The organism is Flavobacterium sp. (genome assembly GCF_044341265.1).
Classification (GTDB): domain Bacteria; phylum Bacteroidota; class Bacteroidia; order Flavobacteriales; family Flavobacteriaceae; genus Flavobacterium.
The window spans coordinates 20,099-43,115 of sequence record NZ_JBIISA010000015.1 but is presented as its reverse complement, the minus strand read 5'-3'; the positions used below and the strand labels follow the sequence as shown (position 1 = coordinate 43,115).

At 31.1% G+C, this 23,017-nt stretch carries 15 protein-coding genes and 1 tRNA gene; 12 read left to right on the top strand and 4 right to left on the bottom strand.

Annotation, left to right across the window (positions count from 1 at the left end):
- Window positions 1-54: 54 nt before the first annotated feature.
- From pgmB to ACIQ06_RS09020, 3 genes are all read right to left on the bottom strand, one after another.
- Window positions 55-711, bottom strand: a complete 657-nt coding sequence (gene pgmB / locus ACIQ06_RS09030) for a beta-phosphoglucomutase (protein ID WP_298303041.1) — start codon at window positions 709-711, stop codon at window positions 55-57.
- Complete coding sequence (locus tag ACIQ06_RS09025) at window positions 704-2,233, bottom strand: MFS transporter (protein WP_396145599.1); 1,530 nt, start codon at window positions 2,231-2,233, stop codon at window positions 704-706. Before ACIQ06_RS09025 ends, pgmB begins: the two co-directional genes overlap by 8 nt.
- Before the next feature lie 190 nt (window positions 2,234-2,423).
- The gene (locus ACIQ06_RS09020; protein WP_396145597.1) at window positions 2,424-3,446 is read right to left on the bottom strand and encodes a LacI family DNA-binding transcriptional regulator; all 1,023 of its coding nucleotides are present in this window, start codon (window positions 3,444-3,446) and stop codon (window positions 2,424-2,426) included.
- Between the two features lie 226 nt (window positions 3,447-3,672).
- Between ACIQ06_RS09020 and ACIQ06_RS09015 the strand changes: the two genes are divergently transcribed.
- From ACIQ06_RS09015 to ACIQ06_RS08995, 5 genes are all read left to right on the top strand, one after another.
- Window positions 3,673-6,600 (top strand): SusC/RagA family TonB-linked outer membrane protein, encoded by a 2,928-nt coding sequence (locus ACIQ06_RS09015; RefSeq protein WP_396145595.1) that lies wholly within the window; start codon window positions 3,673-3,675, stop codon window positions 6,598-6,600.
- Between the two features lie 3 nt (window positions 6,601-6,603).
- Complete coding sequence (locus ACIQ06_RS09010) at window positions 6,604-8,217, top strand: RagB/SusD family nutrient uptake outer membrane protein (protein ID WP_396145593.1); 1,614 nt, start codon at window positions 6,604-6,606, stop codon at window positions 8,215-8,217.
- 17 nt (window positions 8,218-8,234) lie between these two features.
- Complete coding sequence (locus ACIQ06_RS09005) at window positions 8,235-9,386, top strand: SusE domain-containing protein (protein ID WP_396145591.1); 1,152 nt, start codon at window positions 8,235-8,237, stop codon at window positions 9,384-9,386.
- Between the two features lie 54 nt (window positions 9,387-9,440).
- Window positions 9,441-12,344: an alpha-amylase family glycosyl hydrolase gene (locus ACIQ06_RS09000; RefSeq protein WP_396145589.1), complete on the top strand. Its 2,904-nt coding sequence runs from the start codon at window positions 9,441-9,443 to the stop codon at window positions 12,342-12,344.
- A 103-nt stretch (window positions 12,345-12,447) separates the two neighbouring features.
- The gene (locus ACIQ06_RS08995; protein WP_396145588.1) at window positions 12,448-15,183 is read left to right on the top strand and encodes an AsmA-like C-terminal region-containing protein; all 2,736 of its coding nucleotides are present in this window, start codon (window positions 12,448-12,450) and stop codon (window positions 15,181-15,183) included.
- Between the two features lie 89 nt (window positions 15,184-15,272).
- Here ACIQ06_RS08995 and ACIQ06_RS08990 read toward each other — a convergent pair.
- A tRNA-Phe gene (locus tag ACIQ06_RS08990) sits at window positions 15,273-15,345 on the bottom strand.
- A gap of 122 nt (window positions 15,346-15,467) precedes the next feature.
- On the opposite strand from ACIQ06_RS08990, the gene ACIQ06_RS08985 reads away from it, so the two are divergent.
- From ACIQ06_RS08985 to ACIQ06_RS08955, 7 genes are all read left to right on the top strand, one after another.
- Window positions 15,468-16,199, top strand: coding sequence for a type III pantothenate kinase (locus ACIQ06_RS08985; RefSeq protein WP_396145587.1), 732 nt, complete (start codon window positions 15,468-15,470; stop codon window positions 16,197-16,199).
- Window positions 16,192-17,490, top strand: coding sequence for a hypothetical protein (locus tag ACIQ06_RS08980; protein WP_396145585.1), 1,299 nt, complete (start codon window positions 16,192-16,194; stop codon window positions 17,488-17,490). The genes ACIQ06_RS08985 and ACIQ06_RS08980 overlap by 8 nt, the downstream gene beginning before the upstream one ends.
- 18 nt (window positions 17,491-17,508) lie before the next feature.
- Entirely contained in the window at window positions 17,509-18,756 is a 1,248-nt protein-coding gene (locus ACIQ06_RS08975) for a hypothetical protein (protein WP_396145584.1), read from the top strand.
- Window positions 18,756-19,310: an LPS export ABC transporter periplasmic protein LptC gene (gene lptC / locus ACIQ06_RS08970; RefSeq protein ID WP_396145582.1), complete on the top strand. Its 555-nt coding sequence runs from the start codon at window positions 18,756-18,758 to the stop codon at window positions 19,308-19,310. The genes ACIQ06_RS08975 and lptC overlap by 1 nt, the downstream gene beginning before the upstream one ends.
- Before the next feature lie 2 nt (window positions 19,311-19,312).
- Window positions 19,313-19,528: a hypothetical protein gene (locus ACIQ06_RS08965; RefSeq protein ID WP_396145581.1), complete on the top strand. Its 216-nt coding sequence runs from the start codon at window positions 19,313-19,315 to the stop codon at window positions 19,526-19,528.
- Window positions 19,528-20,787 carry a hemolysin family protein gene (locus ACIQ06_RS08960; RefSeq protein WP_396145579.1) on the top strand — a complete coding sequence of 420 codons (1,260 nt, stop codon included), beginning with the start codon at window positions 19,528-19,530 and terminating at the stop codon, window positions 20,785-20,787. Before ACIQ06_RS08965 ends, ACIQ06_RS08960 begins: the two co-directional genes overlap by 1 nt.
- A 108-nt stretch (window positions 20,788-20,895) precedes the next feature.
- A complete protein-coding gene (locus tag ACIQ06_RS08955; protein WP_396145577.1) occupies window positions 20,896-23,001 on the top strand; it encodes a peptidylprolyl isomerase in 2,106 nt (701 codons plus the stop codon).
- Window positions 23,002-23,017: the final 16 nt, after the last annotated feature.

Below are 23,017 nucleotides of genomic sequence, written 5' to 3'. Positions count from 1 at the left end.
AGTTCATTGTTAAACTTTTAAAACATCTATGCTCTATGTTCTATTCTCTTTTTTCTAATTTATTAACGATTCAATAAAAGAAACATCAATAAATGTAAAATCTTTAAATATATATTTTGCTTCGTGTAATGTTGTTGCTTCTCCAATTCCAATGCTGGTCATATTTGCAATATTAGCGGCTTGAATTCCTGCAACTGAATCTTCAAAAACAATTGAATTTTCGTTAGTTGCTCCTAATTTTTTTGCAGCTTGAAGAAATACTTCCGGATCTGGTTTTGCATTCGAAACATCATTTCCATCAACGATTGCATCAAATAGATTTAGAATTCCTGTTTTTTCTAAAATTGGTCTTGCGTTTTTACTTGCAGAACCTAATGCAATTAATTGATTTTTATCTTTTAAATAGTGCAATACAGGAAGTACACCTGGTAAAATTTCACTTTCATCAATATCTACCAAATAGGATAAATAATCTTCATTTTTTTGGATAAGCCATTTGTTTTTGTCCTCTTGAGAAGCTTGAATTCCTCCAAGCTCTAAAATAATATCAAGAGAACGAACACGGCTAACTCCTTTTAATTCTTCATTGTGTTCGGGTGTAAATTCGATGCCTAGTTCTTGAGCTAATTTTTGCCACGCCAAAAAATGATATTTTGCTGTGTCAACAATTACTCCGTCAAGGTCGAATATGAATGCTTTTTTGTTATTCATTTAAATTAATTTTCGATTCGTCATTAATTGTCAAAGCAATTATTCCGGCAAGAATCATTGATGCTCCTCCAATTAATAAAGCGTAAATCGGTTCACTGTTAAAAAATCTGGACACTAAAAATCCTAAAATTGATGCGGCAACTAATTGAGGAATTACAATAAAAAAGTTAAAAACTCCCATGTAATAACCCATTTTACTTGAAGGTAATGAACCAGAAAGCATTGCATAAGGAATAGATAAAATACTTGCCCAAGCAATACCAACTCCAATCATTGGAAGCCATTCCATTGTGAAAACTGTTGGTTCAGAAATAAAATAAACAGAAATTAAACCTAATCCTCCGCAAACTAATGCAATGAAATGGGTGAATTTTCTACTTGTGTATTTTGCTAATAATGGTAAAAGAAAAGCTGCTAGTGCTGCAATTAAATTATAATTTGCAAACATTTCGCCAACTTGATTTGCGCCAATGTTGTATGCTTCAGAAGTTGTATCGGTTGTTTTGTAAATGTGTTGTGTAACGGCAAGTGTCGTGTAAATCCACATTGAAAAAAGTGCAAACCATGAAAAGAATTGAACCCAAGCCAATTGTTTCATGATTTTTGGCATAAACTGAAAATCATTCATGATAGTCACAAAACCATTTTCAGTTTTACTAGCTTTTTGCATCAAGCCAGAAATTAACATAGCTATTCCGCCAAGACCAATTAGTCCAATAGAAAGAACGTATAAATCTTTTTTCAAGTCATAATTATAAATGGCAAAAGAGAATAATGCACTTATAATTAAAAATAATAATCCTTTACTTAAATGTGATTTACCATTAGCTAAAAACCATTCTTTTGAATGCGTTTCTTTTTGGTAAGTTTCTTTGTTGTGGTTTTCAAAAGCTTCTAATTCTTCAGGTGAATATTCTTTAGAAGTTAAAACTGTCCATAAAACTGTAATTAGAAAAGCAATACCTCCAAAATAGAATGAATATTTTACAGAATCAGGAATAATTCCCAATGGCGCTGTATTGCTTACTCCAAAATGAGTAAAAATTAATGGAAGTTTAGAAGCGAAGTAAGCACCAATTCCAATAAAGAAACTTTGCATAGCAAAACCTGTAGTTCTTTGTGAATCAGGTAAATTGTCACCTACAAATGCGCGAAAAGGTTCCATGGAAACATTTATTGACGCATCCATAATCCATAACATACCTGCTGCAAACCATAACATAGGAGAATTTGGCATTATAAACAAAGCGGCTGAAGCTAAAATTGCACCAGCAAGAAAATAAGGTTTTCTTCTGCCCAATTTAGTCCATGTTCTATCTGAAAAATATCCGATAATTGGCTGAATTATTAATCCAGTCATTGGAGCGGCAACCCAAAGAATTGGTATGTCATCAATTTCAGCACCAAGTGTTTGAAATATTCTACTTACATTAGAATTCTGAAGGGCAAAACCCATTTGTATCCCTAGAAATCCGAAACTCATGTTCCAAATTTGCCAGAAACTTAACTTACGCTTTTCCATTATCGTAATTTATTGATTAGAAATACGATAAGCGCGATGCTTATCAAAACTTATTTTTTGTTTTCGAAGTAAAAAGTATAAGCTTTGATTCGGTAAAGATATTTAAAAATTTCAGATTTCAGATTTCAGATTTCAGAAATTTGAATAAATGAGTAACGAAAACGTTTTTTTGTTGATAAAATTTTTGAAGTTATTTTGTGGATTCTCTTTCAACTAGTTCGGTTTCAATCACTTCTGTCTTGTATTGTTCTTCGTAATCTTCTTCTTCGATTTCAAGTTTTTCGAGAAGCATTCTTGCTGCTTTTTCACCCATTTTCACTCCATTTTGACTAACAGTAGTAATGGAAGGTGAAGAATATTTAGAGATAATTCCATCGGTAAAACCAATTACAGAAACATCATTTGGAACTGATTTTCCTAATCGTGTTGCAACTTTAATTGCGGTTACTGCAAAAATTTCGTTTACTGCGAAAATTGCATCTAAATCATTGTTCAATATTAAGTTTTCGATTTGATCTTCAAAGTTGTCGGTATCTTCTATTTTAACAATTAAATTTTCATCCACTTTAAGATCATTAGTTTTTAAAGCTTTGATGTAACCTTCAGTTCTTAATTTTCCAACACTAACATAATCTACGGTTGTTAATAACGCAATTTTTTTAAATCCTTTATCGATTAGAAATTGAGTTGCGTTGAAAGCAGCTAAGTTGTCGTCAATAATTACTTTGTCGCAAAGAATGTCGTTTGTAATTCTATCAAACATTACAACTGGCATTCCTTGACTAATTACTTCTGTAATATGATGAAAATCTCTTTTTTGTTGGGTTTCTTTTGATAATGACATAATGAATCCGTCAATGCTTCCATTGGCTAGCATTTCCATGTTAATCACCTCTTTATCAAATGATTCGTCAGAAAGGCAGACAATTACATTGTATCCGTTTTCATTAGCAACATGTTCAACACCACTAATTACGGTAGCAAAAAAATGATGAATAATTTCAGGGATTATTATGCAAATAGTTTTAGATTTTCTATTCTTTAAACTTAAAGCAATATTATTGGGTTTGTAATTGTATAATTTGGCAAAAGCTTGCACTTTTTGTCTTGTATCTTCACTGATTTCTGAGCTGTCTCTTAATGATTTTGAAACTGTTGAAATTGATACATCTAATTCCTTGGCAATTTGCTTTAAAGTGACTTTTCTTCTCATTATGTGATTTTGATAAATGTTTAATTTTCAATAAAGATATATTTATTTTTTTATACTATCAATTTTGTAACAAAAAATGTGAAATATTCAGAAAGTTTTCAACACGAAAACGTTTTCGGTAGCTTTATATTAAGGTGTCATTTTTTTATCTGAAAATTTATCTTAAATTTAACATTCGAAGTTAAAGTATAAGCAAAAAACAAATTTATTAACCTAAACAAAATGTATGAAAACAATTTATAAAAAGTTGTTATTTTTATTGCTAATGCTCCCATTAAGTGTTTTGGCTCAAACCACTGTGGAAGGAGTTGTTGTTGATTCAAAATCAAACCAACCGATTCCTGGAGTAAATGTAATTATTCAAGGTACCCAAATGGGTACATCAACTGATTTTGATGGAAAGTTTAAACTAACTAAACTTAAAAATGGAGACAAATTAGTGTTTTCTTTTATTGGTTATAAAAACGAAACCATTGCTTTCGATGGTCAAAAATCGCTTACTGTTTCTATGACAGAAGAGGCTAACGTATTACAAGAAGTTGTAGTACAAGTTGGTTATGGAGCTGTTAAGAAAAAAGACGCTACGGGTTCAGTTACGGTAATTGGATCAAAGGACTTTAACAAAGGTGCAAATGTTACAACCGAAAACTTATTACAAGGTAGGGTAGCTGGTGTTACTATCAATACTGGAGGTGGAGCTCCTGGTTCTGGGTCAACAATAAGAATTAGAGGTGGTTCATCACTTACTGCAAGTAATGATCCTTTAATAGTTATTGATGGATTGCCATTAGAAAATTCTACAGTTACTGGTTCGACTTCTTTTTTAGCTTCATTAAATCCAGCTACAATTGAGTCTATTTCGGTTTTAAAAGACGCTTCAGCGACTGCAATTTTTGGATCGAGAGCCTCTAATGGAGTTATTATTATTACAACAAAAAAAGGTTCGAAAAGTTTGTCTGTGGACTATAATTTTCAATACGGTTCTGGGAAAGTTGTTGAAACGGTTGGTGTTTTCAGTGCGAATGAATTTAGAAATTTAATACAACAAAACTATCCGTCTGATGCTTCTTTGTTAGGTAATTCTAACACAGATTGGCAAAAAGAAATTTATAGAAGAACAGATTACATAGATAATAGCATTGGTTTAAGAGGAAATTTATTTGGCGTAATTCCAACAAGATTAACTGTAGGGAATACTTATCAAGAAGGATTGAGACTTACTAATAAATTCAATAGAACTACTGCTGGAATTGCTCTTAATCCAAGTTTCTTGAAAGATCATTTAAAATTAAGGTTAAATGCAAACTTTTCAAATGAAAAAAATCGTTTTGCTGATGGTGTTGAAGGATCAGCAATTTCTTTTGACCCAACGCAACCGGTTTATGATTCTAATTCCATTTATGGTGGTTTTTTTGAATATTATAATACTTCAAATGGCGAGCTAACTACACAAACACCACGAAATCCAGTAGCCCAATTGCTACAAACATATGATGTTGGTAGAAGTAATCGCTATTTTGGTAATTTTGAAATTGATTACAAATTACACTTCTTCCCAAAAATTCGTGCAATTGTTAATGTTGGTTTTGATGAAGCTAATGGTGAAAGAACAAGATTGGTTGGCACTAATGCTGCATCTGCTCCTTCCAATAATAATTTTCCATTTGGAACAAATGAGTTTAGTGAACAAATGCGTAAAAACAAATTATTAGATGCTTATTTCGTTTATAACGAAACTTTTGGAAATCTTAAATTTGATTTTACTGGTGGATATTCATATCAAAAATGGGATTCTGATAGATTTGAAACTAGAAATAAGTTAGGTCCAAATCCATTAGGCTCAATAAACATAGTTGATTTCGATAGAGTTTTAATAAGTTATTTCGGAAGATCAAACTTATCGTTAAAAGACAAATATCTTTTAACTTTATCGCTTAGAAGAGACTCATCGTCTAAGTTTGCACCAGAAAACAGAGATGCATTTTTTCCTGGAGCAGCATTTGCATGGAAAATCAAACAAGATTTTTTTAAAAACAGTAGTACAATTTCTGATTTGAAGTTGAGATTAGGAGTGGGAACAAGTGGACAACAAGATGTTTCAAATAATAACGACTATTTACAGTTTTATAACATGGGTCAGTCAAATTCGCAGTATACTTTTGGTTCATTACCAACACCTATTGCAGTATCTGCAAAAGTTAGTAACGAACTTAAATGGGAAACTACAATAACCTATAACGCAGGTTTAGATTTTGGAATTTTTAATAATAAAGTAACTGGAAGTGTTGATGCTTTTTTAAAGCAATCTAATGATCTTTTAGCGAGAGTAGCTACTGCTGATGGGGGAAATTTTTCAAATACTTCTTTTCAAAATATTGGTTCATTAGAAACTAAAGGTATTGAGTTTACTATAGCATCAGATGTGATTAAAACTCAAAACACTACCTGGAATCTTTCTTTTAATGCAACTAGTTTTGTCAGAAGAGTTACAGAATTAAACAAGACAGATATAATTAGAGTTGGCGAAAACGTTGCTGGAACAGGAACTCAGGCTCAGGTTCATATTGAGGGTTTTGCACCAAACTCTTTTTATGTTTACAAACAATTATATGATGCTTCTAACAATCCAATTGAAGGAGCTTATGCTGACATAAATGGTGATGGTGTAATTAATGGTGATGATAAATACATATATAAAAATGCTGACCCTAAAGTTTCACTTGGGTTTGCCTCTTCATTGAATTATAAAAATTTTGATTTTTATTTCAATTTAAGAGCAAACATTGGAGGTAGCGTTTTTAATCAAGTAGCTGCAAGCAAAGCACAATACTCTATTGTTGATTCAGGAAATGCTTTGTTTAATATTCCTTCGTCAGTTCAAGATACAAACTTTAACACAACTCCAGATGTATTGCTTTCGGATTATTATGTAGAAAATGGTTCATTTTTGAGAATGGATAACATTACCTTAGGTTATACTTTTCCAAAATGGTTAGATGGTAAAGCTAGTTTGAGATTGTTTACTGGGTGTCAAAATGCATTTATACTAACAAAATACTCTGGCTTAGATCCAGAGGTAGGCAATAATGGTTTCGATAATACAATTTATCCAAGACAAAGACAATTTTTGTTTGGAGCTAACGTAAAATTTTAAGTTATGAAAAAAGTAAGTTTATTAAGTTTAATCGGATGTTCGTTAATCTTTTTTGCTTCTTGTGAAAAAGATTTAGATGTAGAATCAGAAAATGCTTTTGATATTTCTGCCGATCAACAGTATTCGACTCCTGAAGGATACAAGCAAGCACTGGCAGGAGTTTATGGTAATTTGAGTTTGACTGGTACTGCTGGTCCAGGAAATTCTTTTTTAGAAGGAATTGATGCAGGAACAAGTCAATTTGCTCGTTGTTTGTGGTACCTTCAAGATTTGACAACTGATGAAGCAGTATGGAGTTATGAAAATGATGAAGGAGTTAGAGAATTACAAAGAAATATTTGGACATCAAATAATCCTATACTTCTAGGAATGTTCAGTAGAACTATGGCAGAGGTTGCGTTTGTTAATGATTTTTTAAGACAATCAACACCGGAAAAATTATCATCTAGAGGGATTACCTCACCAACAGATGTGGCTAACATCAATGATTATAGAAATGAGGTTAGAGTTTTGAGAGCATACTCTTATTATGTGATGATGGATTTATTTGGAAAAGCTCCTATGGTTACCGAAAACAATCCACTAGATTTTAGTGGTCCAGAATTTAACAGACAACAATTATTTGCATTTATTGAAACTGAGTTAAATGCAGTAATTCCAAATTTGAAGGCAGCAAGAACAAATGAGTATGGCAGATTAGATAAAGCTATGGCTCAGATGATTTTGGCTAAAATGTATTTGAATTCAGAATCATATGGCTTAACAAACAAGTATTCAGAATGTATGTCTTTGTGTTCTAGTATTATAAGTGGTGGTTATACTTTAAATACTAATTATTTAGATAATTTTAAATCAGATAATCATCTTTCAGGTGAAATGATTTTTACATTACAATCTGATGGTGCTGTTACTCAAAATTACGGTGCAACAACAGTGATCATAAACGGACAAGTTGGTTCATTAGAAAATAATGGTGCTGAGTTTGGTGTAGGTGGTTGGGGCGGAGCATTAAGATTGAGAAAACAGCTAGTACAGAAATTTGATGGTTCCGATTTTGATTTTGACGCAAGAAAAACAGCTACTGGTGGAGGTGCTAGAACTTTGGAAATCAGTAATATTGCACTTCAAAAAGAAGGGTATATATTAAAAAAATATTCAAATAAAAATTCAGCCGGTATTCCAAGTGCTAATTCAACTTTTGTTGATACTGATTTCCCATTATTTCGTTTAGCAGATGTTTATTTAATGTATGCAGAAGCTCAAATGAGAAGAGATGGCGCAACAAATTCTTCTTCTACTACTAATGCCTCAACAATTTCTTTAGATTATTTAAATCAGTTGAGAGATAGAGCAAATGGTTATGATTTCCCAGATTTTGCACAAAATCAGGTAACTTTAGATTTTATACTTGATGAAAGAGCTCGTGAACTTCACTGGGAAGCACACAGAAGACAAGATTTAATTCGTTTTGGAAAATATACAGGAGGATTATATAATTGGGCATGGAAAGGAAACGCAATGAATGGTGTTTCGATTTCATCAAACCTAAAAGTATTCCCTATTCCAGCAAATAATTTATTAGCAAATACAAATTTAACACAAAACCCAGGTTATTAATACAAAAAATTATAGATATGAAAAATAAAATAATAGCACTATTTATCGCTGCAATTGGATTAACAAGTTTAAATTCTTGTGAGGACGAAAATTTTGAATTAACTAGTCCAGAGGGAAGTTTTCGAATAACAACTCCTTTAAATGGTGAGTCTGTTGTTCTTTCAGAGACCACATTAACAAATCCAGGATTGTCAATAACTTGGTCTGCAATGAGTTATACTACTCCAACATCTGTTTCTTATACAGTTGAGATTGCGAAAGATGGAACTGATTTTGCTGCTCCAATTGAACTAGGTACAACTACCAACCTTTTTGCGTCATTTCAAACAGGTGATTTTAATTTAAAATGTTTAATGTCAGGAGCCGTACCTTTCGTTCAAACAGCTATCAACGTGAGAATTAAAGCAACATCAGGTACAACAGGTTCTCAACCGGTATATTCAAACTCAATAACTTATCTAGTTACTTGTTTTGGATGTTTAAATCAGTACGCTGTTGGTCAAGGACTTCCTCAATCAGGATGGAATTGGAACAATCCTAGAACATTGTTGTGTGACAACGGTGTTTTATCTATGACCGCCGATTTTCTTAATGGAACTAATGATACATTCCGTTTCTTTACAACTGAAGGTGACTGGAATACAGGTAGAAATTATCCGTACTATTCAGGATTAAATTATAAAATTGTCTCTACTCTAGTTAATGCAGCTGATGGAGATCAAAATTTTAGAAATACAGGTGTTGCAGGTAAATATAAACTTACAATTGATTCTAACAATAAAACAATTAATATAGCTAGAAGAACATTAACTTCAGGAAATTTAGATCTAGAACCAACTTCTAATTGGTTAGTTGGTGCAGCAACTCCAGGAGGATGGTCTTGGGCAGGAAACAATGAAACCGAGCTAGGACAAGTTGATACTGGAATTTTCGAAGTAGCTCTTGAATTAAAAAATAATGATACATTCAGAGTTTTCTTAGGAAACAATGGCGGTGACAGTTGGGGCTTAGGAGATAGAAATTTTCCTTGGTATGTTAATAATGGTTATACAATTGATTCTGAATTAGCAAATGCTGCAGATGGAGATTCTAATTTTAGATATACTGGCCCAACTGGAGTAAGGTTGTTTAAAATTAACTCAATTACAAAAGTTATAACTGTTGATTAAATTTTTATTAACAGGGTTGTATTTATGCAACCCTGTTTTTTTAATTCAAATGCTATGAAGAAAAAAACTTTAATTTTACTATTTTTTTTACAGAATTTGTTGACTTATTCACAAGTTCAGACTATAACTCCTGTGGTTTCTCCAAATCCTTTTGAAAGAAATCAATCAATTACTATAACTGTTCAAGGTTCTCAAATCAATGAAGCAACTTGGGGTGTTACAAATAATGCATTATATTATTGGGGATGGATGTTAGATGCTAATAATAATCCAATTGGAGATTGTCCATCTAATGGTGTTTGGACTTCCTCGAGTGAAACAAATAGATTTGTTTATAATGCTGGAAATGACACTTACACATTAACTTTTGTTCCTGAAACGTTCTATTCTAACACAATCTTTGGAAAATTAGGTTTTTTAGTTAAAGCTAAAGACGGAACTGGTGATAAAAAAACAAATGATAATGTTTTCGGAATAGGTGCATTTCAATATACACTTAATACTCCTTTGCCAAATAGTACAACATTATTAAATTCTGGATCAAATTTTACAATCTCAGCGGTTAGTACTAATGGAAATGCAGCTTATAATTTATTTGTAAATGGTTCTTCTACACCATTAAATACTCAAAATACTGCTTCTTATTCTTTTACAGACACAGCAATTTCAACTAATAGAAATTATGAATTAAGAATTACACAAGGATCTACAACTTACATTTCTAAATTTTCTGTTGTAATTGCGGCAACACCAGTTTCTCAAGCAATACCAGCAGGAATGGTTGATGGTATAAACTACAATCCTAATGATGCAACAAAAGCAATTTTAGTTCTAAATGCACCATGGAAAAGCTTTGTTTATGTTGCTGGTAATTTTAATAATTGGAATCCGAATTCTACTTATTTAATGAAAAGGGATGCTACATCAGGTTCAACTAAGTTTTGGTTAGAGTTAACTGGTTTAACTCCTGGTCAGCCATATGCATACCAATATTGGGTTTGTGATAATGTAAATCTTCCAGCTAATTCTCCTAATGTAGTTAAGACAGCGGATCCGTTTTCAACATTAGTATTATCTCCATTTGATGATCCAGAAATAATTACTCTTGGAGTTTTCCCTAATCTTCCTGTGTATGCGACTATTGCTCCCGGTCAAGAAAGAGAGGTTTCTTTATTCCAAACAGGTTCAAATAATTATTTTTCTTATAATTGGAGTAGTGCTACCACAAATTTTGTAAAGCCTAAAAAGAAAGATTTAGTATTTTATGAAGTTTTAATTCGTGATTTTGATGCTAACAGAACTTATCAAGATTTAATTAATAAAATAGATTATTTTAGAAATCTTAAAATCAATGCAATCAAAATAATGCCTGTAATGGAGTTTGAGGGAAATATGAGTTGGGGATATAATACCGTTTTTCATATGGCTTTAGACAAGCGTTATGGACCTCCTACTAAACTAAAAGAGTTTATTGATTTATGCCATCAAAATGGAATTGCAGTTATATTAGATTTAGCTTTAAATCACGTTTTTGGTCGTTCTCCTCTTGAAAGAATGTGGATGTTAGATTCAGATAATGATGGATGGCCTAATTCCACTGGGCCAAGAACAACAACTGAAAATCCATACATAAATCAAGTTGCTTTACACACCTACAGTGTAGGAAGTGATTTAAATCATTTTAGAGAAACTGGACCTGGTGGAAATTTAACAAATACTTATGCAATAAGAACAATTCAATATTGGATAAATGAATTTAAAATCGATGGTTATCGCTGGGATTTAACAAAAGGATTCACAAACCAATGTTCATCATCAGATGAAACATGTACTAATGGATACCGTTCTGATAGAGTTGCAAAGTTAAAATGGTATGCCGACAAACAATGGGAAGTTGATCCAAATTTTCTTGTAATTTTTGAACACTTAGGAAGTGGTGGCTCTTACACAGAAGAAGTAGAATGGGCTAATTATCTTCGTTCAGGTGATACAAAAGGTATTATGCAGTGGAGAAAAATGACAGATCCGTATGCTAATTTGTTAAAAGGTAATTTTGCAGATATTTCTGGGATAGCAGATGCGACAGACCGATTTATAGGTTATGCAGAAAGCCATGATGAAGAAAGAGTTGCTTATAAAGCTTTAAATGAAGCTGGACAAACTTTTGGCAATCTTAACAAAGTGCATCAAAGACTTCAAGCAATGGGTTCAGTTCTTTTTCTTGTTCCCGGACCAAAAATGATCTGGCATTTTGGAGATCTTGGATGGGAATATTCATTATTTACATGCAGCAATGGTTCTGTTCAGTTTAATGATGGTTGCAAATTAGACACCAAACCACAACCTCAATGGACTGGAAACTGGTTAACAGATACAAATAGAAGTGCTATTTACAATAGTTGGGCAAAAATGATTGACATGAAAAAAACTGAAAATGTTTTTGAAAATGGAACTTATGCTTGGAATATTGGAAACACAGGGCGTCCTAGATTAGATGTTTGGACAAGCCAAACTCAAACCTCTGCTTTAAGTTATGTTTTTGTCTTGACTAATTTTTCTGATAATACTTACAATGTTGTTGGAGGATTTCCATTCACTGGAACTTGGGCAAATCTAATGGATAATACCACTTTTAATGTTACAGATGTTAATATGAATATTAGTATTGAGCCAGGTGGATACAGAGTTTTTGGAAACAGAGCTCTTCTTAATAATGATACATTTGATGCTTTAGATTTTGTAGCGTTGTCTCCAAATCCAGCTTCAACTTATTTCACAATTAATACTTTGGTAGAAAAAGTTCAAATCTATTCTATCACTGGTCAATTAGTAAAATCGTTTTCAAATGCTTCAATAAACGATAGTTTTTCAATCGAAGATTTAACTAAAGGTGTTTACATCGTTAAAATTTCAGATGCAAATAATCGTGAAAAAACTTTAAGATTAATAAAAGAATAATTTTGTTGAGTTAGTTTAAAATAGAATTTTCTAAAAGGCCCTTCATAATTTTGAAGGGTCTTTTTTATACTATAACTTTGCAAAGTCATATTTCAATTGTTAAATGAAGAAAATAGTAGTAAAATTTTTAAAAATTTTAGGAATCTCAATCTCAATTTTATTGTTAGGAATGTTTCTATTTCCAATAATCTTCCCAGGTAAAATTGAAAAAGAAATTAAAAGTTTTGCAAATGAAAATCTAAAAGGTGAACTAAATTTTAAAGAAGCAAATCTTTCATTTTTCAATCATTTCCCATCATTAACTTTATCGCTTGAAGAGTTCAGTTTAAAAGGTTCCGAACCATTTAAGAGAGACACATTAGTTTCTGCTAACGAAATTGCTTTCGGAATCAATCTTAAAGATTTAATCTTTGACGGAAAAGTGACAATTGATGAAATATATCTCTCTGATGCTTTTATGAACGTAAAAGTTAATGAAAAAGGAGAAGCAAACTACAATGTATATGTTTCTGAAAACAAAAAAGTTTCTAAAGACACATCATCCACAGCTATTCGATTGGATAAAATTTCTATAAAAAATAGTCATTTAGTTTATGATGATAAATCAACAAAAATTTTAATCAGTGCTAAAGGATTTAATTATCATGGGAAAGGTGATTTAGATAAAGCTGTATTTGACTTAAAAACCGAAGCTAAAATCGATGATTTTAATTTCACTTTTGGTGAAGATCAATATCTTAAAAATAAAAAAGTAAATGCTGATTTGATTACAAAAATCAATACCAATTCGCTTTCCTTTATTTTTGAAGAAAATAATTTAAAAGTAAATAAACTTCCAATTGAGTTTATAGGAAAGTTAGATTTCCTGAAAAATGGTTATGATTTAGATTTTAATGTCAAATCTCAAAATAGTAAATTGAATGACTTTTTTACAGCATTGCCACCAGCTTATGTTACATGGTTAGAGAAAACAAAAGTTAAAGGAAGTACAGATTTACTATTGACTCTAAAAGGAAAGTATATAGCTTCTACAAATGAAAAACCAGATTTAGCTTTCAATATGAAAATTAGAGAAGGTGAGATTAATCATAAAGAAACACCTCTTCCAGCTTCAAATATATTTTTGAATTTTGACACAAAATTACCTTCATTAGATACGGAAAAATTGAAAGTCAACATCGATTCTATATTTTTTAATGTTGGAAAAGATTATGTAAAAGCTATTCTAAAATCTGAAGGTTTATCACGTCCTAAAATAGATGCTAGAATAAAAACAGCAATAGATCTAGCCAAATTAGATAAGGCTATTGGAATCCAAAATATGGATTTGAAAGGGCAATTAAATTTGGATGTCAATTCTAAAGGTGTTTATGATTCAAAAAGTAAAATTGTTCCAATAACCAAAGGAAAAGTTTTATTCAAAAATGGTTATATCAAAACAGATTATTACCCTAATCCAATAAGAAATATAAATGTTTTAGCTGATGTTTCAGATAATACAGGTTCGTTAAAAGATTTAAAAGTTACTATAAAACCAGCCTCTTTCAATTTTGAAGGAAAACCAGTATATGTGACTGCAAATCTAGAAAATCTAGAAAATGTCAAATATGATATAGTCGCAAAAGGCGAATTGGATTTAGCCAAAATTTATAAAGTATTTTCACAAAAAGGATTGGATTTACAAGGTTACATAAAAGCAGATGTGGCTTTGAAAGGAACTCAAGCCGATGCAGTTGCTGGGAATTATAATAAGTTGAATAATAGTGGGACATTGCTGTTGAGAAACATAAAAACAAGTTCCGAATATTTGCCAAAACCATTTGTTATAAAAGAAGGTGAATTTGTTTTCAATCAAGACAAAATGAATTTCAATAACTTCTCTGCTGTTTATGGTCAATCCGATTTTAAAATGGACGGATACATGCAGAATGTTATTGATTTTGTTCTTTCAGAAAAAGGTGTTTTAAAAGGAAATTTTAGCATCAATGCTAACTATATTAATGTAGATGAATTCATGTCTAATTCAGCAAAAAATCAAGCTGAGAACAATCCAACAACAGCTGCGACTGGAGTTGTAATTATTCCACCAAATCTTGATTTGCAATTCAATTGTTTGGCTCAAAAAGTGGATTTTGATGAATTGAAAATGCAAAATCTTAAAGGAAATGTAAGAATCAACAACGGAAAACTCCAATTAAAAAAATCTGGTTTTGATATTATTGGCTCTAATGTAAATATGGATGTTATTTACGGAAGTGAATCACCAGAAAAAGCTTTTTTTGAGTTTGAAGTACTAGCTAAAGATTTTGATGTAAAACGTGCTTACAACGAAGTTAAAATGTTCAGGGAAATGGCTTCAGCTGCAGAAAGTGCTGAGGGAATAGTTTCATTAGAATACAAAGTTGGTGGAAAATTGAATAATGCAATGCAACCCATTTATCCTTCATTAAAAGGAGGCGGAACTCTTTCTGTGAAAAATGTAAAGATGAAAGGGTTTAAAATGTTTGGAGCTGTAAGTAAGAAAACAGGTAAAGATGCCATAAAAAACCCTGATTTGTCCAAAGTTGATATTAAAACTACTGTAAAAAACAATATAATTACAATCGAGAGATTCAAATTTAAAGTAGCAGGATTCCGACCAAGGATTGAAGGAACAACAAGTTTTGACGGAAAATTGAATATTAAAATGCGCCTTGGATTACCACCATTAGGAATCATCGGGATCCCATTAACAGTTACTGGTACTCAAGAAAATCCAAAAGTAAAACTCGGAAGAAAAGGAGAGGATATTGAAGAAACAGAATATGATGATACAAATCCTGAAATAGTAAAACCTTAAATAAAAAAAGCATCAAGTTATTATTTGATGCTTTTTTATTTGTCAGATTTTTAAAAACAAAAAACCCGAATATTGCTATTCGGGTTTTGTGGTACCTCCAGGGATCGAACCAGGGACACATGGATTTTCAGTCCATTGCTCTACCATCTGAGCTAAGGTACCTTTACAATTTAGAGCATTACTGCTACTTGATTGCGGGTGCAAATATAGAACGATTTTTAATTTATCCAAAACAATTTTTAAAAAAAATCTATTTGTAACTTTGCAACTCTAAACTTAGAATTATGCTTTTAGTCATCGATGTAGGAAATACACAAATCAAAGCGGCTGTTTTTGAACAGAATACGCTTTTGAAAAAAGAAATAATAGCCTATGAAGACTGGCAAATCTCATTGAAAAAAGTCATGAAAAATTTTTCAGAAATCAGTATTTTAGTTGTAGCATCGGTTGGAAAACTAGAAAAAAGTGATTTTTTGACATTAGATTCAGGACTAAATGTTTATTTCATTACTAGAGAAAGTAAGTTTCCGTTTAATAATCTTTATGCTTCTCCATCAACCTTAGGTATCGACAGAATGATTCTTGCATCAGGTGCCGTTCTGCAATTTCCTAAAAAAAACAGATTGGTTATCGACGCTGGAACTTGTATTACTTATGATTTTATTGATTCAAATGATAATTATTTAGGCGGAGCTATATCGCCTGGAATAAGATTGAGATACGAATCCTTGCACAATTACACTGCTAAATTACCGTTATTAAAGAAAGAAAAACCCATCGATATTGTTGGAAATTCAACAACACAATCCATTCATTCTGGTGTTATTAATGGTGTTTCTTTTGAAATTGAAGGTTTTATTAACTCTGTTTTAGATAAAAATGATAACTTTATCATAATTTTAACTGGTGGAGACGCAGTTTTTTTGGCTGAACGATTAAAAAATACCATATTTGCCAATCCAAATTTTCTTTTAGAAAGTTTGAACCAAACTTTTCAATATAATAACAATGATTAAAAAAATTATAGTAAGCGTTTGTTTACTTTTTTCGCTAGTTTCATTTGCTCAAGAAGGAACATCTTCTCCCTATTCATTCTACGGAATTGGCGATGTTAGATTTAGAGGTACAATAGAAAATCGTTCTATGTCAGGATTAGCTATAGTTCCTGATAGTATTCACATCAATCTTCAGAATCCTGCAATGTATTCTAGTTTGAAATATACTTCTTTTACTGTTGGAGGCACTTTTTCAGCAAATCAATTGAAAACAAATCAGAAAGACGAAAAAGCACAACGTACCACTCTTGATTATCTTGCAGTTGGTATACCTTTAAAAAAATTAGGTCTTGGTTTTGGATTAATTCCTTATTCATCTGTTGGATATAATATTAGAAATTCTGAATATTCTAATGAAAATAACATTGTTAACTATAATAGAACGGATAACTTTTATAAAGGTTCTGGGGGTTTAAACAAGGTTTTCTTTGGTTTTGGATATCAATTAGCTAAAAACTTGAGTATTGGTGCAGATGTACAATACAATTTTGGAAAAATAGACACTAGAAGCTTATCGACACAGTTTACTTTAAACTCGTCAAATCTATATGAACAAGTGCAATACAGTACTAGGGAAACTAATTCATCGTCTGCTAGTGGAGTGAATTTTAATGCAGGGTTGTCTTACAACACTAAATTATATAAAAATATTTCTCTATTTTCTAGTCTAACTTATTCGCCAGAAGCAACAATTACTTTAAATAATGAAAGATTTATTGCAATTGTTCAATCGGCTAATGGTATTTTAGATACAGTTGATGATGAAGTAGAGATTCAAGTAGCAGATACGAAATTAAAAATGCCTTCTAAATTTTCTTTCGGATTAGGTATTGGTGATACAAAAAAATGGATTGTTGGTACAGAACTAACTTTTCAAGGGACAAGTAATTTCGGGAATAGATTTAATGATATCGACAACGTATCTTATGAAAACGCTACTAGATTTACAGTAGGAGGTTATTATATTCCAGATTATAAGTCATTTACAAACTACTTTGAAAGAATAGTTTATCGTGGTGGTTTTAGATTTGAAAACACTGGTTTGGTAATTAACAACCAACCTATAGAAGATGCAGCAGTAACACTTGGATTAGGTTTGCCACTAAGAGGAGCTTTCTCAAATGTAAATGTAGGTTTCGAACTAGGAAATAGAGGAACTCAAAATAGAGGATTAGTCAGAGAACATTACATGAACTTTAGCATTGGATTATCTCTTAACGATAGATGGTTTATTAAAAGAAAATACAACTAATTTTAAATCTCAATTAGCATGAAACGTAAATTAATTATTCTATTAATGATTTTTGCTTTCCAATTTGGAACTGCTCAAGAAACGAATTGTGCTGATAAAGAAAGTAAACTTGCAAAGTATTTATCAGAAAATGATTATATCAAAGCAAAAGAAGTTTGGAATGACATAAAAATGACTTGTCTTACTTCAAGCGAAAAGTCTTTTCAACTTGGATTACAATTACAACAATATAACATCGAGATTGCTTCAAGAGAAGATAAAGAAAAAGAAGTTCGCGAAATTTTAGGTCTATTTAAATTATACGATAAAACATTTCCAAACAATAGTAATGGGAACTTTGAGAAAAGCGCAATGGCTTTGTACCTAAACAAAGTTGGAACAAACAACGAAATCTATAGCTTATTAGATCAAGCATTTGAGTTACAGAAAAAAACATTTCAAGATCCAGAAGCAATTTTTGTTTACCTTCAATTGTATGTAGAAAAGTATAAAGCTGAAAAATCAACAATTACTAGCGATAAATTGTTAAGCAAATACACAGATGTAATTTCATTAATAGAAATGAATAAGGAAACTGTTCCTGCTAACCAAGAAATTTATGATAGAGTTCTTGTTTCTATGGAATCTCTTATGAAAGATTTTTTGGTTTGTGAAAACATTGTTTCTCATGCTAAAAACAATTTCCAAAATAAAACAAACGATGTTTATTGGTTGCAATCTGTAGCAAAAATGCTCTCAGTTTCTTGTAAAAACGCTCCAATATTTGAATCGATTGCCACAGAATTACATACTAGAAAACCTTCTGCTAAATCGGCTTATTATCTTGCAACCTACAATTTAAATACAGCCAAACAAGATAAAGCTATAGAGTTCTTTTCGGAGTCAGTTAAATTAGAAAGTGATAAAATGACTAAAGCAACTACGGCTTACACAATTGCATCAATACTTTCTACAACAGATAAAGAAAAATCAAAAGAAATGGTGCTTACTGCAATAGAAAACAATCCAACTAATGGAAGATACTACATCTTTTTAGGAAATTTATATGCAAATGCTGTTTCAGAATGTGGCACAAATGATTTAGAAAAAAATGCTATTTACAAATTGGCTTCCGATACAGTTTTAAAAGCAATTTTAGTTGAGCCAAGATTAAAAGGTACTTCAGAAGAATTGTCTAAATCTTATTTGCAGAAAATAATTACAACTAAGGCCAATACAAAATCTGTAAAAATTGGTTGTTGGATTAATCAAACAGTAATTTTGTAATGCAATTAATGGTTAAAAAATCACTACTTTTTTCATTTACTACAATAGTGGTTTTTTTACTATTTGCTTGCGAAAGTAATTTTAAAGAAGTTCAAAAATCTACTTTTGCAGAGTTTACTCCAAGTGGTGAGGCTGATTCTATAAATATTAAATACACAGATTCTGGTAGAATTAAATCTATTCTTATTAGCGATAAGATGTTAGATTATGCTACAGTTGATTTTCCTTTTACAGAATTTCCAAAAGGTGTAAATGTAACTTTGTATGATGAAAACGGAAAGCGAACCTTTGTAACTTCAAAATACGCTGTGACTTTCAAAAATACCGATTTAATTGATTTGCAAGGAAGTGTGAAAATCACAAATGAAACAGGACAATTATTTGAAACAGAACAATTGTATTTTGATCAAAAAAACGAATGGTTTTATACCGAAAAAAGATATAAATTTACAGATCCAAAAGGAATATCGTTTGGAGAAGGTGTAGATTTTAGTAAAGATTTTAAAATAATAAACTCTCAGAGTGTTTCTGGAGAAGTTGAAAACGATAAATAAACATGAACTATCTTAAAATAACAAAATATATTTATTTACTAATTGGTTTCATCATGGTTTATGATGCAATCTCTAAATGGAATGATGCTGAAAAACCATGGTTGAGCGTTGTTCTTGCAGGATTAGCTTTTTTCACTTTTTTCTTTAGAAGCCGTTTTGCAAAGAAATTTGAAGATAGAAGAAATCAGAATAGTCAAGGTAATCAAAACAATACTTAGTGGAAATAACAGTAATCATAATATGTTTATTACTGTCTGCTTTCTTCTCTGGGATGGAAATAGCTTATATTTCATCCAACAAAATCTATCTTGAAATTGAAAAAAAACAAGATACATTTCTTTCAAAAATTTTAACCAAAATTACTGAAAAACCTTCCAAATTTATTGCAACAATGCTTGTTGGTAACAATATTGCAATTGTAGTTTACGGTTTTTTTATGGGTGATTTGTTAATGAATTGGATAAACTCGTTCGGATTTCAATTGTCTGAATTTTCAAATTTATTATTGCAAACGGTAATTTCTACATTAATAATTTTAATTACTTCAGAGTTTTTACCAAAAGTTTTTTTTCAGATTTATTCTAATAGTTTGATGAAATTTTTTGCGATTCCATCTTATGTATTCTATTTAATTTTCAATTATATATCAACATTCATAATATGGATTTCTGATTTTATTTTAAAAAAATTCTTCAATACAGAAGGTGATTACGTTCCATCATTTTTTAGTAAAGTTGAATTAGGAAATTACATTAATGAACAAATGAGTTCAGTAGAAGATTTTGAGGATGTTGATTCTGAAATTCAGATATTTCAAAATGCACTTGAGTTTTCAGGTGTAAAAGCAAGAGATATTATGACACCTAGAACAGAATTGGTTGCAGTAGATATATATGATTCTGTCACAGAATTAAGAGAACTGTTTATTTCAACTGGTTATTCTAAGATTTTAGTTTACCAAAACTCAATTGATGATATTATAGGTTATGTTCATTCCTTTGAATTGTTTAAAAAACCGCGAAGTATTAAATCGGTAATGATTCCAGTTGAGTATGTGCCTGAAACGATTTTTATAAAGGATGGTTTAAATTTATTAACCAAGAAAAGAAAAAGTGTTGCAGTAATTTTAGATGAATATGGAGGAACTGCAGGAATAATGACTGTGGAAGATATTATTGAAGAGCTTTTTGGAGAGATTGAAGATGAACACGATAGCGATGAAGAATTGGTAGAACAGCAACTTGATGAAACTTCCTATCTTTTTTCTGCACGTTTAGATGTAGAATATCTTAATCAAGAATACAAACTCAATATTCCTGAAAATGATTCCTACGGAACTCTTGGCGGATTTATAGTAAATACTTCAAAAGAGATTCCGCAAAAAGGCAATCAAATTACAATTGACAACTTTCATTTTGTGATTGAAGAGGCAACAAACACCAAAATTGAAGTAGTAAAAATGACCATTTCTGACTAAGAATAAAAAAAAATCACATTTTATTGTAAATTATAGCATATCAACTATAATTATTTCATAGATAATTGTATTTTCGCAAACTGAATTAAAAAATTAACATATATAAAAATGGCAGTTTTACAAAAAATTAGAAAGCGCTCGGGATTACTTTTATTAGTTATTGGTCTTGCTTTGTTAGCATTTGTTATTCAAGATTTGTTTTCAAATGGAATGAAAAGTCAATCGCATGATGTAGGAAGCGTAAATGGAAAAGACATTGCTTTTGAAGACTTTAGAATTAAAGTTGCAAACACTGAAAAGAACGGACAAAACGGACAACCTGTAACGCAAACTCAAGCGGCTAATCAAGTTTGGGAGCAAGAAGTTGCAATTGCTTTAATAAATGAGCAATTTGAAAAAGCTGGTATTCGTACTAGTGATAATCATATTGTTGAATTTTTCAAAAAAGATCCAAATATTGGTCAAAATCCAATGTTCTTAAATCAATTAGGAAAATTTGACTTGGCTAAGTTTAAAGAATATTTTAAAAATAATCCAGAACAAGCTCAGATGATGAAAGATAGAGAAAAAGATGCTGACATCAACTCTAAATTCCAAATCTACAGTTCAATGATCAAAGCTGGAATGTATGTTACAAATGCTGACGGAAAATTCAAATATGAATTGGAAGCTAACAAAGTAAATTTTGATTACGTTTCTGTTTTATATTCTACAGTTAAAGATAGTGACATAAAAGTTACAGATGCTGACATTTTAGAATACATGAAGAAAAATGAAAAACGTTTCAAATCTGAGGAAACTCGTGAAATTGAATACGTTTTAATTGAAGACAAACCATCTGCTAAAGATGAAGAAGAAATGAAAGCTAAAATCAACGGACTTTTAACTGGTAGCGTTGTTTATAATAAAGAAACAGGTAAAAACGATACTTTACCAAGTTTTAGAAACGCTACTAATGTTGCTGATTTCGTTGGTGCAAACTCTGACAAACCATATGATTCAACTTACGTAACAAAACAAAATTTACCTGCAGAACATGCTGATAAATTATTTGCTTTACCAGCAGGTGAAATCTACGGGCCATACATCAACGGAAACTACTATTGCATTTCTAAAGTGATGGGAAGAAAAGCTGGTGATCAAGTTAAATCTAGTCACATTTTGATTAGTTGGGTTGGTGCTGAAAGAGCTGCTCCAAAAGAAAAAAGAACTAAAGAAGAAGCTAAAGTTAAAGCTGATGCATTGTTAGCTCAAGTTTTGGCAAATCCTTCAATGTTCCAAATGATGGCATTAACAAATTCTGAAGACCCATCAGTTCAACAAAATGGTGGTGATATGGGATTCATCTCAAGAGAAACTGGTTTTGCTAAAGGATATAAAGATTTCGTTTTTAATAATCCAGTTGGAAAAATTGGTATTGCAGAAACTGAATTCGGTTACCATATTATTAATGTTACAGATAAGCAAGATGCAGTTCGTTTAGCTACTGTTGCTCAAAAAATTGAAGCATCAGAGCAAACAACTAACGAAGTTTTTACTAAAGCTACACAATTTGAAATGGATGCAGCAGGTAAAGATTTTGCTACAGTTGCAAAAGCAGCTAAACTTACTGTAAATCCTTCAATAAAAGCTAAACCAATGGATGAAGCTTTTGGAATTGCTGGTAATCAAAGACAAATTGTAAAATGGGCTTACAGCGATGATACTAATGTAGGTGATGTAAAAAGATTTGAAGTTGTTAATATTGGAAACATCATTGCTAGATTGAAAAAAATCAACGAAAAAGGTCTAATGACAGTTGAAGATGCTAAACCAATGGTTGAAAGTATTATAAAAAACAAAAAGAAAGCTGAAAAAATTATGGCTAAAATGAAAGGTTCTTCATTAGAAGCAATTGCTAAAGCTAACGCAACTACTGTTCAAAATGCTCCAGCTGCATCTGTTGATAATGCTGTTTTAGCAAATGTTGGATTAGAAGCTAAAGTAGTTGGAACTGCTTTTGGATCTCCAGCAAATAAAGTATCTGCTCCAATCGAAGGAAATTCTGGAGTTTATGTTATCAAAACAAAATCTGTTGCTAAAGCACCAAAATTGCCTAAGTATGACGATTATGTAAACAAATTGAAAGCTAATGCAGGTCAAGCTTCAGGAAGAGTTTTCCCAGCATTGAAAAATGATGCAAAAATTGACGATAATAGATTAGAATTCTATTAGTAGATTCTTTCTAAAA

Coding starts and splice junctions, on each gene's coding strand:
- ACIQ06_RS09010 (WP_396145593.1), top strand. CDS start 6,604: ATGAAAAAAGTAAGTTTATTAAGTTTAATCGGATGTTCGTTAATCTTT.
- ACIQ06_RS09015 (WP_396145595.1), top strand. CDS start 3,673: ATGAAAACAATTTATAAAAAGTTGTTATTTTTATTGCTAATGCTCCCA.
- lptC (WP_396145582.1), top strand. CDS start 18,756: ATGCAATTAATGGTTAAAAAATCACTACTTTTTTCATTTACTACAATA.
- ACIQ06_RS09000 (WP_396145589.1), top strand. CDS start 9,441: ATGAAGAAAAAAACTTTAATTTTACTATTTTTTTTACAGAATTTGTTG.
- ACIQ06_RS09005 (WP_396145591.1), top strand. CDS start 8,235: ATGAAAAATAAAATAATAGCACTATTTATCGCTGCAATTGGATTAACA.
- ACIQ06_RS08980 (WP_396145585.1), top strand. CDS start 16,192: ATGATTAAAAAAATTATAGTAAGCGTTTGTTTACTTTTTTCGCTAGTT.
- pgmB (WP_298303041.1), bottom strand. CDS start 711: ATGAATAACAAAAAAGCATTCATATTCGACCTTGACGGAGTAATTGTT.
- ACIQ06_RS08965 (WP_396145581.1), top strand. CDS start 19,313: ATGAACTATCTTAAAATAACAAAATATATTTATTTACTAATTGGTTTC.
- ACIQ06_RS08975 (WP_396145584.1), top strand. CDS start 17,509: ATGAAACGTAAATTAATTATTCTATTAATGATTTTTGCTTTCCAATTT.
- ACIQ06_RS09020 (WP_396145597.1), bottom strand. CDS start 3,446: ATGAGAAGAAAAGTCACTTTAAAGCAAATTGCCAAGGAATTAGATGTA.
- ACIQ06_RS08995 (WP_396145588.1), top strand. CDS start 12,448: ATGAAGAAAATAGTAGTAAAATTTTTAAAAATTTTAGGAATCTCAATC.
- ACIQ06_RS08955 (WP_396145577.1), top strand. CDS start 20,896: ATGGCAGTTTTACAAAAAATTAGAAAGCGCTCGGGATTACTTTTATTA.
- ACIQ06_RS09025 (WP_396145599.1), bottom strand. CDS start 2,233: ATGGAAAAGCGTAAGTTAAGTTTCTGGCAAATTTGGAACATGAGTTTC.
- ACIQ06_RS08985 (WP_396145587.1), top strand. CDS start 15,468: ATGCTTTTAGTCATCGATGTAGGAAATACACAAATCAAAGCGGCTGTT.